The sequence below is a fragment of the Jutongia sp. genome (genome assembly GCF_057878315.1).
On sequence record NZ_DBLXSO010000009.1, the window covers coordinates 24473 to 38161 of the forward strand.

Genomic DNA, 13689 nt, shown 5'->3' on the forward strand with positions numbered 1-13689 from the left:
TTTGGAGGTAGTATTATGGGAAGAAAAAAGAGCACAAAAAAGGAGAAAAAGGAGAGACAACAGGATAAAGTGGGGTTTATCCATTCGTTGAAGTTCCGTATGACCGTGCTGATGATCTGTGCTGTGATCGTGACATGCTCCGTGATCCTGGCTCTGATCATCCCGGCCGCACAGAGGACGCTGCTGGATCAGACGATGAATTATCTGCAGGATGTGACGGTAAGCGACGGATCGAAACTGGAGGTGCTTCGTAAGCAGATTCAGAACAAGAACACGGATTCCCTGCGTTCTTCATTTAAGGACGTTGGCATCGAGGGCGTTGCTTCCAGCTATGCCTATGTTGTGGATTCGACCGGAACAATGAAGTATCATCCGACCGAGGAGAAGATTGGCAAGCCGGTGGAGAACGCTGTGATCAAGGGGGTTGTACAACAGATGGCGCAGAAGCAGCGCCCGGAGTCGAAGGTAGTTACTTATGACTTTAACGGAGTGAAAAAGTACGCGTCCTATTATGTGGATGAGGCATGTGATACCGTGCTTGTAATTTCTGCCGATGAGTCGGATATTCTGGCGCCGTTACACAGAGTCGTTTATATCAGCATTGGAGCGGCGGTTATTGTAGACATCTTTATGACGATCCTTTCATTGATCCTGATCTCAACGAATCTGCGTCCGATCGGTCGGATATCGGATATTGTCAGCAAGATGGCAGGGATGGACTTTACGCCGACACCGGGAGCGGAGAAGTTAGTGAAGCGCAAAGATGAGACAGGAGTGATGAGCCGGTCTGTGGCAAATCTTCGGAAAGAGCTTGTGACGATGGTCGAGGAGATCCAGAGCAAGAGTAACGATCTGTTCAGTGCATCGGAGCGACTGGACCGGGATGCATCCGATACGGCAAAGACCGTAGAGCAGGTTGGAAATGCTGTTGGTGATATTGCAAGCGGTGCGACCAATCAGGCACAGGAGACACAGAACGCGACAGAGCATGTTATTGATATGGGGAATATGATCGAAGCAACCAACAAGGAAGCGGAGATTCTGGAGAATAATTCCCAGAGCATGAAGAATTCCAGTGATCATGCGATGGCCATCCTGAATGAGTTGATGGCAGTCAATGAGAGAACCAAGGTTTCCATTGAGGAGATTTATGAGCAGACGAACATCACGAATGCATCTGCACAGAAGATCAAGGATGCAACCTCACTGATCGCCTCCATCGCGGAGGAGACGAATCTGTTGTCTCTGAATGCTTCCATCGAGGCAGCGCGTGCCGGAGAGCAGGGAAGAGGTTTTGCTGTGGTTGCTTCACAGATCCAGAAGCTTGCGGAGCAGTCGAATGAATCAGCAAGCCAGATCGATGATATTACATCTGCATTGATCAAGGATTCGACCAGGGCAGTTGAGACGATGCAGCAGGTACGCAATATCATGGATGAGCAGAGTGACAAGATGACGCAGACAGATCAGATGTTCCATCAGGTGAACAATGGTGTTGCAAATGCACTGGAAAGTGTGGTACATATTACAGGTAAGACAGAGAATCTGGATGATTCCAGAGAAAAGGTAGTCGATGTGGTTCAAAACCTTTCTGCGATCGCAGAGGAGAACGCTGCAAGCAGTGAGGAGACATCCGCTTCCGTGGCAGAGGTTACCAACATTGTACAGGATATTTCTGAGAATGCGGCACAGCTTAAAGAGATTGCATATGGACTGGATCAGAGTGTGAAAAAGATCCGTCTGTGATCAGGATACATGATAATGGCAACGCAGCAGGAAACTGCTTATACAGAGTTTCTGCTGCGTTTGTCTGTATAAAACTACAAGAAATGAAGAAAGGCTTGGTAAGAAATGGCAGGATCGACATTTGGCAGTATATTTAAGGTGACAACATGGGGAGAGTCCCACGGAAAGGGCGTCGGTGTTGTGGTGGACGGCTGTCCGGCAGGACTGGCACTGGATGAGCAGACGATACAGAAGTATCTGAACCGGAGAAAGCCGGGACAGACCAGATATTCCACACCGCGTAAGGAAGAGGATCTGGTGGAGATCCAGTCAGGCATCTTTGAAGGAAAAACCACAGGTACACCGATCTCACTGGTGGTTTACAATAAGACACAGCGTTCGAAGGATTATTCTGAAATTGCAGGCTATTACAGACCAGGGCACGCGGATTATACCTTTGATGAGAAGTATGGCTTCCGGGATTATCGTGGAGGCGGACGTTCCTCAGGAAGAGAAACGATTGGCAGAGTTGCTGCCGGAGCAATTGCCGAGGAGTTGCTGAAAAGCCTTGGAATTCATGTGCAGGCATATACAAGGTCGATCGGTGGGATCGACATTGATGAAACGAAGGCTTCCATGGATAATATCATGAAAAGCCCGCTTTACATGCCGGATCTTGATGCATCTGAGAAAGCAGAGCTCTTGCTGGAGCAGAAGATGAAGGAACAGGATTCTGCAGGCGGCGTGATCGAATGTGTTGTCCGGGGCATGCCTGCCGGGATCGGAGAGCCGGTTTTTGAAAAACTGGACGCTAATCTGGCGAAGGCTGTGATGTCCATCGGTGCAGTTAAGGGCGTGGAGATCGGAGATGGCTTTGCTGTGGCTTCTGCCTTTGGCTCTGACAATAACGACAGCTTTGTGGCAGCAGAGAATGGAAGCATTGCCAAAAAGACGAACCATGCAGGAGGAATCCTCGGTGGAATGAGTGACGGCAGTGATATTATATTGCGGGCGGCGGTGAAGCCGACTCCGTCCATTGCACGTAAGCAGCAGACGGTTAATCGTGATGGCGAGGACATTGAGATTTCTATTAAGGGAAGACATGATCCGGTGATCGTGCCGAGAGCGGTTGTGGTTGTGGAAGCAATGAGTGCACTCTGTGTGCTTGATATGGTGCTTCTTGGAATGACATCAAGACTGGATAAGATTCAGGAGTTCTGGAAACGGCAATAAAAATACCGGCAGATCCGAAGAAACTGCCGGTGGACCAATTTGGTCTGCTCGTTTAAAAGGAAACGATATGTTTAGAATCCGTTTCCACAGCAACAGCAAAGGATCAGGATCCAGAGAATGGAATTGCATCCGCATCCATCTCCGCCAAAACCGCCGAAGCCGTTGTTGCCATTACCGCAACAGCAGCAGAGGAGAAGAAGGATAATGATCCAACTACATCCTCCGTTGTCTGATGAACATCCGCCGCCGCAACCGGTTGCTGCTAAATCACTCATGGTAACCTCCATTCTGTCAGAAGATCTGACAGTCAAATTTATTTACATTGTTATAGTATGTATCAGTGCTTGGACAGTTTCCGGCAGTTTGTCAAAAGGAGACAGAATCTTTTCTGATGCATATGATGAAGTAACTCCATTTTACATAAACATCCACCGGAGTTTAATTCCGGGGATAGAATGGAGGGTATTATGAGATACTTTTATTACGGACCGGAAAAGGCAAAAGAGACGGCAGTTGAGTCATCCGAGGAAGACCGGAGACAGAAACAGGAGGATGATCTTGTGATCGAGGAGGATACGATCTATGAGATCGACCGGGAGTGTGAGGCGTGCCGGAAGAGAATTTCAAAGGGACAGTGGTAAAGCAGTTATGAAGAACGGTACTGAAAAGGAAAAGGCTGCCCCGTAAGGGCAGCCACGTAAGTAGTTGTGACCGCCGGCAAATGCCATTAACGGTCAGGGTCTGCACGGTTGTCAGAAGCCGTTACCGCAGCAGCACAGGATAAGTAAGATCCAGATGATGGAGCTGCAGCAGCTGTCGCCGCCAAAGCCGCCGAAGCAGTTGTTGCCATTTCCACAACAGCAGCAGAGCAGAAGGAGAATGATGATCCAACTACATCCACTATCATTTCCTCCGTTGCTGCATCCACATCCGCAATCGGTTGCTGCTAAATCACTCATGAAAACCTCCGTTCTGTCATTATCAGTGACAGGATATATTTACATTTTTAACCTATGCAGGGCGGCTTGGACAGTTTCCGAAATAATCAAAAATGATGCAAAGGGCAAAATACCTTTGATTCCAATATCATAAAATAAAAGAAAGGCATGGAAGATCACAATGAGAGATCAACACAAAAGAAAAGACGTATGGCACCGGAAAATGAGATATGGAAAGAAATTATGTGCAGCGGGTCTTAGTATTTGTCTGCTTCTGACAGGATGCTCCGGTCTGCCGTTTGGCAAAGATAAAAGCCGTGACGTATATACGCCGCCGAAATCTACAGATGTAGAATGCACGCGGGAGCCGGAAGTAATCGGGATGAGTGACGAAGATGCAACCTATGCCTCTCTGGAATATCTGAACCTGATGAGTGACGAGGAGAAGGTCGGACAGCTTTTCAATGTCAATCTGGAACTTTTAGACCAGACGAAGGGACAGTATTACGAACATAAAAAGCTTACAAAAGCAATGAAAGAAACACTGGAGCAGTATCCGGTCGGTGGAGTTACATTGTTTTCCAGAAATATCTGGAACCGGAAGCAGACCAAAAAGCTGATCCGCAAGCTGCAGAAGAATTCCTCAACACCGCTGTTTGTGTGTGTGGATGAGGAAGGCGGCGATGTGGCACGAATCGGAAATAACCCGAAAATGAAAACGGACACATTTCCGAGTATGGAAGAGATCGGTAAGACAGAGGATGCCGATTATGTATATTATATGGCTGAGACGATCGGCAGCCAGATTGGAGAGCTTGGTTTTAATGTCGATTTTGCTCCTGTAGCAGACGTTAAGACGACCGAGATGAACAGTGAGATCGGAACGCGCTCCTTTGGTGATGATCCGAAAAAGGTGGCAGAATATGTCAGTGCCTATGTAAAGGGGCTTGAGAGCCAGAATATCTGCTCCACGCTCAAGCATTTTCCGGGACAGGGTTCCTCCAGCGGAGATACCCATCAGGGAAGTGTCGACATTGACAGCAGCATATCAAAACTGCGACAGATTGATTTTGTTCCGTTTGTAAACGGAATGGATGCAGGAGCGGATTTTGTGATGATCTCCCATATTTCGGTGAGTCGCGTTACCGAGACGAGCGAACCGGCAAGCCTGTCAAATCTGATCATGACAACGATCCTGCGTGAGGAGTTAAATTACAGCGGACTGATCATTACCGATGCATTCGATATGGCATCGATCACGGACAAATATTCTGCCGGAGATGCCGCAGTCAAGTCCTTCGAAGCAGGGGCAGACATTATTCTGATGCCGGAGGATCTGCCGGGGGCGTTCGATGCTGTTTTAAAACGTGTGCAGTCAGGAAAGATCACGGAGAAACGGTTAAATGATACGGTTCAGCGTATTCTGAAATTAAAGTTTCAGAAGGGAATTATGACTCTCGAGGATACCGCACAGAAGAAGGAAGCAGAGTAAATCACAAAAAGTTACAAACAAGTCTTGAGATTTTCCGTGAAATTGATATAATATATCTTGTGTTATTAGGGTGTTTAGGACAATTGCATAGGAATGGAGACAAAAATGAGTGAGCATACCAAATGTAACAAACAGACATCATGTGAGAAATGCCATTGTTCCGGCTGCCTGCTTGCACAGGCGGAAGAACCGAAGCTCGGGGAAGAGTGCGGAGTATTCGGAATGTACGATATGGAAGGCAGGGACGTTGCGTCTACCATCTATTATGGACTGTTTTCCCTCCAGCACAGAGGACAGGAGAGTTGCGGTATTGCAGTGAGCCGTACAGACGGTCCTCAGAGGAATTCATCCTCCGTCAAGGGAATGGGACTCGTCAATGAGGTATTCAATGCTGAGAATCTTGGCAAGATGAAAGGTGATATCGGAGTTGGTCATGTGCGTTATTCGACAGCAGGAGCAAGTGTTGCCGAGAATACACAGCCGCTGGTTCTGAACTATATCAAGGGAACCCTTTCACTGGCACATAACGGCAATCTGGTCAATGCACTGGAGCTTCGCCGCGAGCTGGAGCTGAGTGGTGCGATCTTCCAGACTACGATTGATTCAGAGGTGATCGCATATCTGATCGCGAGAGAACGTCTGAAGGTCGGCAAGGTAGAGGAAGCGGTCAAGGAAGCCATGAAAAAGATCAAGGGAGCTTATTCTCTTGTAGTGGCAAGTCCGCGTAAGCTGATCGGAGCAAGAGATCCGTTTGGATTCCGTCCGCTTTGTATCGGCAAGAGAGACGGGGCATATATCCTGTCCAGTGAATCATGTGCACTTGATACGGTTGGCGCAGAGTTTATCCGTGATGTGGAGCCGGGGGAGATCGTGACGATCACGCCGGAGGGAATTTCTTCGGACAAGTCTCTGATGACAGGCAGTCATGCAAAATGTATTTTTGAGTACATTTATTTCGCAAGACCGGACAGTTACATAGATGGCATCAGCGTTCACAGTTCCCGGATTACAGCCGGAAGGATCCTGGCACAGACACATCCTGTCGACGCCGATATCGTTGTGGGTGTACCGGAGTCCGGTAATGCAGCAGCGATGGGCTTTGCTCTGGAATCCGGCATTCCGTACGGAACGGCTTTCGTCAAGAACAGTTATGTGGGAAGAACCTTCATTAAGCCAAAGCAGTCGGCGAGAGAGTCGAGTGTTATGGTTAAGCTGAATGTTCTTCGTGAAATCGTTCGCGGCAAGCGTGTTGTCATGGTTGATGATTCCATCGTCCGTGGAACGACAAGTGCGCGTATTGTGAAGATGCTCAAGGATGCGGGAGCGAAGGAAGTGCATGTGCGCATCAGTTCTCCACCATTCAAATATCCATGTTATTTTGGAACAGATGTACCGTCCAGTGATCAGCTGCCGGCATTCAGCCATACGGTAGAGCAGATCGCAGAGATGATCGGTGCAGATTCTCTGGGATATCTTGATCTTAACAGGCTCAGTGAACTGATCGATGGAGATCAGGGGTACTGTAATGCCTGCTTCTCCGGAGATTATCCGTTAGATCCTCCGAAGGAAGATATCCGTGGAGATTACGACAAATAATACAGGTGTTGTGGGTATAGGTTGAAGCGGTTCTGTGCCGGATCAATTTGTACTGAACATATAAAACAAAGGTGTGCGAAACAGCACAGAAATGAGGTTAGATATGAGTAACGACAGATACACAAGTCCACTGTCCGAGAGATACGCCAGCAGAGAGATGCAGTACATATTCTCTCCGGACAAGAAATTCAAAACCTGGAGACGTTTATGGATCGCGCTTGCCGAGGCAGAGAATGAACTTGGACTTCTGGATGAAAACGGAAATCCTGCTGTGACAAAGGAGCAGATCGAGGAACTGAAGTCTCAGGCAGATAATATCAATTATGATGTTGCCAAGGAGAGAGAGAAGCAGGTTCGTCACGATGTTATGTCACATGTATATGCTTACGGTGTTCAGTGTCCGAAGGCAAAGGGGATCATTCATCTGGGAGCTACCTCCTGTTATGTCGGAGATAATACCGATGTCATCATTATGACAGAGGCGCTTCATCTGATCCGCAACAAGCTGATCAACGTAATTGATGAGCTGTCCCGTTTTGCGATGAAGTACAAATCACAGCCGACACTTGCGTTTACTCATTTTCAGCCGGCTCAGCCTACAACTGTAGGTAAGAGAGCAACTCTGTGGCTGCAGGAATTTCTGATGGATCTGGAAGATCTGGATCATGTCATTGATCATATGAAGCTTCTCGGTTCCAAGGGAACAACAGGAACACAGGCAAGCTTTATGGAGCTGTTTGACGGCGATGAGGAGAAGGTTAAGAAGCTCGACAAGATCATTGCCAAGAAGATGGGCTTTAAGGAGTGCTTCCCGGTATCCGGACAGACCTACTCCAGAAAGCTTGATACAAGAGTTGTAAATGTACTTGCAGGCATTGCAGCAAGTGCACACAAGTTCTCCAATGATATCCGTCTTCTTCAGCATCTGAAGGAGATTGAAGAGCCGTTCGAGAAGAATCAGATCGGTTCCTCCGCAATGGCATACAAGAGAAATCCAATGCGCAGCGAGCGTATTGCATCTCTTTCCCGTTATGTGATGGCTGATGTCACCAACACAATGTTCACCTCGGCATGTCAGTGGTTTGAGCGTACGCTGGATGATTCCGCCAACAAGCGTATCAGCGTACCGGAGGGATTTCTGGCAACAGATGGTATCCTTGATCTGGTATTAAATGTTGTGGATGGTCTTGTCGTATATGATAAAGTGATCGAGAAACGTCTGATGGCCGAGCTGCCGTTCATGGCAACCGAGAATATCATGATGGATGCCGTCAAAGCAGGTGGAGACAGACAGGAGCTTCATGAGAAGATCCGTCAGCTCTCTATGGAAGCAGGCAAGAATGTTAAGCAGGAAGGAAAAGAAAACAATCTGCTGGAGCTGATCGCTGCAGACGATGAGTTCCCGATGACACTGCCGGAGCTGCAGGCATTGATGGAGCCATCCAGATATACAGGACGTTCTGCTTCACAGGTAGAGGAGTTTATTCAGGAGATTGTTCAGCCAATTCTGGATGAGAATCAGGAAATCCTTGGAATGAAGTCCGAGATAAACGTGTAGGAATCAATTACCGGAAGTATGCTTCTATGAGTGAACCGAAGTAAGAAGTATTTTCCATTCCCGTGTCGTTGTGCTGCCAGGCATGGGAACCAGGTCAGGGCAGTACAGAAATGGGGGCTATTTATGGTTACAGCAATCGTTGGAGCAAACTGGGGCGATGAGGGAAAAGGAAAGATCACCGATATGTTAGGTGAGAAGTCCGATATCATCGTACGTTTTCAGGGAGGAAGCAATGCAGGTCACACCATCATCAATGATTATGGTAAGTTTGCACTGCATCTTCTGCCATCCGGTGTATTTTACAATCACACCACAAGTGTTATCGGCAACGGTGTTGCACTGAACATTCCATATCTGTTTAAGGAGATCAATTCCTTAGTAGAGCAGGGCGTGCCAAAGCCAAAGATTCTGGTATCTGACAGAGCACAGATCCTGATGCCGTATCACATCCTGTTCGATCAGTATGAGGAAGAGCGTCTCGGAAAGAAATCCTTCGGATCCACAAAGTCCGGAATCGCTCCGTTCTATTCTGATAAGTACGCTAAGATCGGTATTCAGGTATCCGAGTTGTTCGATGATGATGTGTTAAAGGACAAGATCGCACGCATCTGCGAGCAGAAGAACGTTACACTGAAATATCTTTACAATAAGCCGGAGCTTGATCCGGATGAGCTTTTAAATACACTTCACGAGTATCGTGATATGGTCGCTCCTTATGTCTGCGACGTATCTGCTTTTCTTCGTCAGGCGATCAAGGAAGGCAAGGGTATTCTGTTAGAGGGACAGCTTGGTTCCCTGAAGGATCCGGATCACGGTATTTACCCAATGGTTACTTCTTCCTCTACATTGGCTGCATACGGCGCAATCGGCGCAGGTATTCCTCCATATGAGATCAAGAGAATCGTTACTGTTGTAAAGGCCTATTCCAGTGCCGTTGGTGCCGGCGAGTTCGTCAGTGAGATTCACGATGAGGTAGAGGCTGAGGAGCTTCGTAAGCGTGGCGGAGACGGTGGAGAGTACGGTGCAACAACAGGACGTCCACGTCGTATGGGCTGGTTCGATGCAGTAGCATCCCGTTACGGCTGCCAGATCCAGGGTGCAACAGAAGTAGCACTGACTGTTCTTGACTGTCTCGGATATCTCAAGGAGATTCCGGTCTGCGTTGGTTATGAGATCGATGGAGAGGTTGTAAAGGACTTCCCTGTAACCGCAAAGCTTGCTAAGGCAAAGCCTGTTTATGAGACACTGCCGGGCTGGAACTGCGACATCAGAGGTATTACCGAGTATGACAAACTTCCGGAGAACTGCCGTCGTTATATCGAGTTCATCGAGAAGGAGATCGGTGTGCCGATCACAATGGTATCAAACGGACCAAAGAGAAGCGAGATCATCTATCGCTAATTAAATTTATGGAATAATCGTGCAGGAGGCTGATCCACTGATGGGTAGCCTTCTGTTTTGTTCTGGTATAGGAAAATGCTCGTAATGTGGTGGGAAGCAAGGATGAAACGCTGGTTTCGCTCTTTTGTTCTAAATTTTTAATTCTTTATGAAAATATTGTAATGTGGAATATATGTATTTTCGTTTTAACTTTTTTTGATCTTTGGTGGAATTTGTGTTTTTTATATAAGCAATATATTCATTGATGTATTTACTTTGTAAAAATGGGAGAGTAACAACTCTCCCATATAGATATCATCACTCGGTCACTTTTTGTTTACCGAGGTGTCAGAACCGTCACACCTCTCATCGCTCTGTCATTTTTTGATTAATGTCCTGTCAGAACAGTCACAGGACTCATTGTGTGATGAAGAAATCAATTCAGATTTCTTATATATATTATATACAGCATGTGATAAAATATCATTGTCAAAAATAAACAAAAAACATATAAATATCTGTTTGTTTTGCATAGAAGATCTTTTTTGCAATAAAAGGGAGGATGAAACAATGTATGATCGATTAACCAGACAGGATGTTGAAAAGATGGAGAAGGAGTTGGAGCATCGCAAGCTTGTCGTGCGTAAGGAAGCCCTGGAAGACGTCAAGGAGGCGAGAGCGCAGGGAGATCTCAGCGAGAACTTTGAATATAAAGCAGCCAAGAAAGTGAAAAATCGTAATGAGAGCCGGATCCGCTATCTGGAGCGGATGATCAAGACGGCTCAGATCGTGGAGGACGATGCCGGTGAGGAGGAGCTTGGACTCAATGATACCGTTGTCGTTTATGTCCCGGAGGATGACTGCGAAGAAGAGTATAAGATTGTCACAACGATCCGTGCAGATGTAATGAATAATATGATCAGCATTGAATCACCCATGGGGAAATGTCTGTTGAAGCATCGTGTGGGCGACACGGTTACAATAGAGCTGGAAAATGGAGTAAAATACGATGTTGTCATCCGTGAGATCCGTAAAAGTGATGATGAATCGGAGGAAATCAGCCGATTCTAAAATGAAGAGAATTAATATCAGGACTGGCATACTGGCTGTAAAACAGAGAGTATGCCAGTCCTGATTTGTTTTCGAATTGAGCATAACGACAGATTTTTTCAGAGATTTTATAAATTCCTATTGACAGATAGGAATTGAAGGAATATAATACCATTATAAAATCAATTCATACAAACACAGTATGAATAGTATAATTAAAGAAAACAACTGATTATCCAAGATTTCAGACAGGATTGTTTCTGAAGAGGGAGGGTCAGAGAAGCAGAATGTTTAGAGAATGAAGGAGGACATTATTATGGCAAAGATTAAAGAGAGTGCAGTAGAACTGATCGGAGGAACCCCAATCTTAAAGGCAAGCAAATACAGTGAAGCAGCAGGAGTTACAGATGCAACGATCCTGACAAAGTTAGAGTATCTGAATCTGACAGGATCTGTTAAGGATCGTATCAGTCTTGCAATGATCGAGGATGCAGAAAAGAAGGGTATCTTAAAGCCGGGTGCAACAATTATCGAGCCAACATCCGGTAATACAGGAATTGGTCTTGCCGCTGTTGCTACAGCAAAGGGATATCATGCAGTGCTTACTCTTCCGGATACCATGAGCATCGAGCGTCGTACATTATTAAAAGCATATGGAGCAGAGCTTGTTCTGACAGAAGGTGCAAAGGGAATGAAGGGAGCTATCGCAAAGGCAGAGGAGCTTCAGGCAAACACACCGGGCTCTGTTATCCTTGGTCAGTTTGACAATCCGGCTAACCCGGCAGCACATAAGGCAACAACCGGTCCTGAGATCTGGGATCAGACCGATGGCAAAGTAGATATTTTCATAGCAGGTGTTGGTACAGGCGGAACAATCACAGGTATCGGCGAGTACTTAAAGGAGCAGAATCCAAATGTCAAGATCGTAGCTGTTGAGCCGGAGACCAGCCCGGTTCTTTCCGGTGGAGCACCGGGAGCACATAAGATTCAGGGTATTGGCGCAGGCTTCGTGCCAAAGGTACTGAACACAGATGTATATGATGAGATTCTCCCGATCGCGAACGATGATGCATTTGTCGAGGGCAAGAAGTTTGCCCAGAGCGAGGGTATTCTCGTTGGTATTTCTTCCGGAGCAGCATTAAAGGCAGCAACTATTCTTGCAGCCCGTCCGGAGAACAAGGGCAAGGTGATTGTAGCACTTCTCCCTGATTCAGGAGACAGATATCTTTCTACACAGCTCTTTGCCGACTAATGGATCAATCAATAAAATTTCATGGATAAACAAACAGGGAGCAGCCTGTAAACGTGGGCTGCTCTCGATTTGTTTTGATCGTTTCATCGGTCAGATAATTAATTTCCCGACAGGTAAAAATATATGAATTGGCGGATCTGCAGAGAGATATTAGAAAAGGTCAATTGGCAGAAACGTCAATCATCTATCCCTGAAAAGATTTTGTGACGATGCGTCCCTCCAGCTGGCTGATGCCGATATCCCTGTCCCAGAGCTTGTCATCCTGGTGACTGATCAGATTCTGGGCGATACACCGATGCTTATCCTCGTCGGGAAGTGCTTCAAAACGCTTGCGCTCATCCTCCGTCAGATCATCGAGAAACTCAAGACCTTCGGCAAGCTGACGTTTGTTCATATGGTTTAGACCGGTCGTACCGTTTTTATCGTGGCTCATACTATTGCTCCTTCCGAAATGAAGTCTTAGTAAATAATTTTCGGGGTACTGTAAATAGTATGGATTGTTTTCAAAAAATCATGCAATCATGTTATTGACACAAATCGGGTTAATATTCGCCACACGCACCTTCTCAATGCCCATGCGGAATCCGTTCCAGAGCACCCTTTTCGCGTTTCAGATCCGCATATAAAAGATCGATAAACACGATCATCAGAGGAATCAGTGCGGCAAAGATCGCTTTGCCAAGGAAAAGATTACAAAGAATCGTGGATATCACACCGCCGACCACGAACACAAGCAGCATACAAAGATGCTGGGACATGCGGGGCAGATAGGCAGTATCCCGGTGACGGATAGCTTTCGTCAGTGCGATCGCAACCTGACGCCAGTGATTGGTACAAAAGGTCGTTGCCATCGGAACACTCCTTGCCTGCCGGAAGGTGTTATACTGCATCGAGCAGATGAAGTTGATCGCAACCTGTGAGATCTGAACCGGTGCACTCTCCGGCAGAAGCCCGAGAAAGACGACAACGATCATTTCAATCATGATAAACAGCGTATCCCAGCGAATAAACTGCAGCTTTTTGATGCTGCCGGGCAGCGCCTCGGAGATCACGGCACCAAGGAAATAGGCACTCATTGGGATCAGAAAGTAGAGGGCGTGTTTCCACTGGGCGTTGCCGAGTGCCATTGCAAATAAAACGAAATTGGCGGTCTGTGCATTACAGAAAATGCCCCCGCGGATAGAGTAGGTGAATGCACCAAAGAAGCCGGCGACTCCCATCAATACGAAAAAGATGTGCCTCCGTTCACAGGTGAGATATTCTTCTTCAAACATGTTATCGGATTCGTTCATGATAAATCATTCCTTTAAGTAATTATAAGATGTTGGGTTCGAACGTTATTTTGTTCTAACGGCTGGCGCAGATTGCGCTTTAAAGCTTTGCTGCTTTTGAATGCGTAACTATATGATATAGCACTATCTACTATTATAATCGTTGAAGAAAGCAGTGACAAGCATAAATTCCA

Annotated in this window: 13 protein-coding genes; 9 read left to right on the forward strand and 4 right to left on the reverse strand. The window is 46.7% G+C overall.

All coding sequences use genetic code 11. The features are described from left to right. Positions 1 to 15 precede the first annotated feature (15 nt). Together ACZLMD_RS03385 and aroC are read left to right on the forward strand one after the other, a co-directional pair. A complete protein-coding gene (locus ACZLMD_RS03385) occupies positions 16 to 1746 on the forward strand; it encodes a methyl-accepting chemotaxis protein (protein WP_118560071.1) in 1731 nt (576 codons plus the stop codon). A 105-nt stretch (positions 1747 to 1851) separates the two neighbouring features. Beyond that, the gene (gene aroC, locus ACZLMD_RS03390; protein WP_022307236.1) at positions 1852 to 2958 is read left to right on the forward strand and encodes a chorismate synthase; all 1107 of its coding nucleotides are present in this window, start codon (positions 1852 to 1854) and stop codon (positions 2956 to 2958) included. Positions 2959 to 3029: 71 nt separating this feature from the next. Here the strand turns inward: aroC and ACZLMD_RS03395 are convergent, their stop codons facing one another. Then, positions 3030 to 3233, reverse strand: coding sequence for a chorion class high-cysteine HCB protein 13 (locus tag ACZLMD_RS03395; RefSeq protein ID WP_118560069.1), 204 nt, complete (start codon positions 3231 to 3233; stop codon positions 3030 to 3032). A 192-nt stretch (positions 3234 to 3425) separates the two neighbouring features. Here ACZLMD_RS03395 and ACZLMD_RS03400 point away from each other — a divergent pair, with 192 nt between their 5' ends. Then, positions 3426 to 3599 (forward strand): hypothetical protein, encoded by a 174-nt coding sequence (locus ACZLMD_RS03400; protein WP_022307235.1) that lies wholly within the window; start codon positions 3426 to 3428, stop codon positions 3597 to 3599. A 111-nt stretch (positions 3600 to 3710) separates the two neighbouring features. Here the strand turns inward: ACZLMD_RS03400 and ACZLMD_RS03405 are convergent, their stop codons facing one another. Then, positions 3711 to 3917 carry a chorion class high-cysteine HCB protein 13 gene (locus ACZLMD_RS03405; RefSeq protein ID WP_118560067.1) on the reverse strand — a complete coding sequence of 69 codons (207 nt, stop codon included), beginning with the start codon at positions 3915 to 3917 and terminating at the stop codon, positions 3711 to 3713. Between the two features lie 160 nt (positions 3918 to 4077). On the opposite strand from ACZLMD_RS03405, the gene ACZLMD_RS03410 reads away from it, so the two are divergent. The 6 genes from ACZLMD_RS03410 to cysK all read left to right on the forward strand — a co-directional run bounded on the left by ACZLMD_RS03410 (position 4078) and on the right by cysK (position 12224). Next, positions 4078 to 5388, forward strand: coding sequence for a glycoside hydrolase family 3 protein (locus ACZLMD_RS03410; RefSeq protein ID WP_482523395.1), 1311 nt, complete (start codon positions 4078 to 4080; stop codon positions 5386 to 5388). A 105-nt stretch (positions 5389 to 5493) separates the two neighbouring features. Continuing rightward, positions 5494 to 6984: an amidophosphoribosyltransferase gene (purF, locus tag ACZLMD_RS03415; RefSeq protein ID WP_022307232.1), complete on the forward strand. Its 1491-nt coding sequence runs from the start codon at positions 5494 to 5496 to the stop codon at positions 6982 to 6984. A 103-nt stretch (positions 6985 to 7087) separates the two neighbouring features. Further along, the gene (gene purB, locus ACZLMD_RS03420; RefSeq protein WP_489495121.1) at positions 7088 to 8542 is read left to right on the forward strand and encodes an adenylosuccinate lyase; all 1455 of its coding nucleotides are present in this window, start codon (positions 7088 to 7090) and stop codon (positions 8540 to 8542) included. A 123-nt stretch (positions 8543 to 8665) separates the two neighbouring features. Further along, positions 8666 to 9943, forward strand: a complete 1278-nt coding sequence (locus ACZLMD_RS03425; RefSeq protein WP_118560061.1) for an adenylosuccinate synthase — start codon at positions 8666 to 8668, stop codon at positions 9941 to 9943. 549 nt (positions 9944 to 10492) lie between these two features. Next, positions 10493 to 10993: a transcription elongation factor GreA gene (gene greA / locus ACZLMD_RS03430; RefSeq protein WP_022307228.1), complete on the forward strand. Its 501-nt coding sequence runs from the start codon at positions 10493 to 10495 to the stop codon at positions 10991 to 10993. A 295-nt stretch (positions 10994 to 11288) separates the two neighbouring features. After that, the gene (cysK, locus tag ACZLMD_RS03435; RefSeq protein ID WP_022307227.1) at positions 11289 to 12224 is read left to right on the forward strand and encodes a cysteine synthase A; all 936 of its coding nucleotides are present in this window, start codon (positions 11289 to 11291) and stop codon (positions 12222 to 12224) included. Between the two features lie 184 nt (positions 12225 to 12408). Here cysK and ACZLMD_RS03440 read toward each other — a convergent pair whose 3' ends face one another. Then, entirely contained in the window at positions 12409 to 12657 is a 249-nt protein-coding gene (locus tag ACZLMD_RS03440; protein WP_118560059.1) for a hypothetical protein, read from the reverse strand. A gap of 133 nt (positions 12658 to 12790) precedes the next feature. Continuing rightward, complete coding sequence (locus tag ACZLMD_RS03445; protein WP_243100582.1) at positions 12791 to 13516, reverse strand: YoaK family protein; 726 nt, start codon at positions 13514 to 13516, stop codon at positions 12791 to 12793. Between the last annotated feature and the right edge of the window lie 173 nt (positions 13517 to 13689).

Excerpts from the sequence above, each read along its gene's own strand:
- ACZLMD_RS03385 (WP_118560071.1), top strand. The coding sequence starts at position 16 with ATGGGAAGAAAAAAGAGCACAAAAAAGGAGAAAAAGGAGAGACAACAG.
- purF (WP_022307232.1), top strand. The coding sequence starts at position 5,494 with ATGAGTGAGCATACCAAATGTAACAAACAGACATCATGTGAGAAATGC.
- ACZLMD_RS03395 (WP_118560069.1), bottom strand. The coding sequence starts at position 3,233 with ATGAGTGATTTAGCAGCAACCGGTTGCGGCGGCGGATGTTCATCAGAC.
- cysK (WP_022307227.1), top strand. The coding sequence starts at position 11,289 with ATGGCAAAGATTAAAGAGAGTGCAGTAGAACTGATCGGAGGAACCCCA.
- ACZLMD_RS03400 (WP_022307235.1), top strand. The coding sequence starts at position 3,426 with ATGAGATACTTTTATTACGGACCGGAAAAGGCAAAAGAGACGGCAGTT.
- ACZLMD_RS03445 (WP_243100582.1), bottom strand. The coding sequence starts at position 13,516 with ATGAACGAATCCGATAACATGTTTGAAGAAGAATATCTCACCTGTGAA.
- greA (WP_022307228.1), top strand. The coding sequence starts at position 10,493 with ATGTATGATCGATTAACCAGACAGGATGTTGAAAAGATGGAGAAGGAG.
- ACZLMD_RS03410 (WP_482523395.1), top strand. The coding sequence starts at position 4,078 with ATGAGAGATCAACACAAAAGAAAAGACGTATGGCACCGGAAAATGAGA.
- ACZLMD_RS03425 (WP_118560061.1), top strand. The coding sequence starts at position 8,666 with ATGGTTACAGCAATCGTTGGAGCAAACTGGGGCGATGAGGGAAAAGGA.
- ACZLMD_RS03405 (WP_118560067.1), bottom strand. The coding sequence starts at position 3,917 with ATGAGTGATTTAGCAGCAACCGATTGCGGATGTGGATGCAGCAACGGA.
- aroC (WP_022307236.1), top strand. The coding sequence starts at position 1,852 with ATGGCAGGATCGACATTTGGCAGTATATTTAAGGTGACAACATGGGGA.
- ACZLMD_RS03440 (WP_118560059.1), bottom strand. The coding sequence starts at position 12,657 with ATGAGCCACGATAAAAACGGTACGACCGGTCTAAACCATATGAACAAA.
- purB (WP_489495121.1), top strand. The coding sequence starts at position 7,088 with ATGAGTAACGACAGATACACAAGTCCACTGTCCGAGAGATACGCCAGC.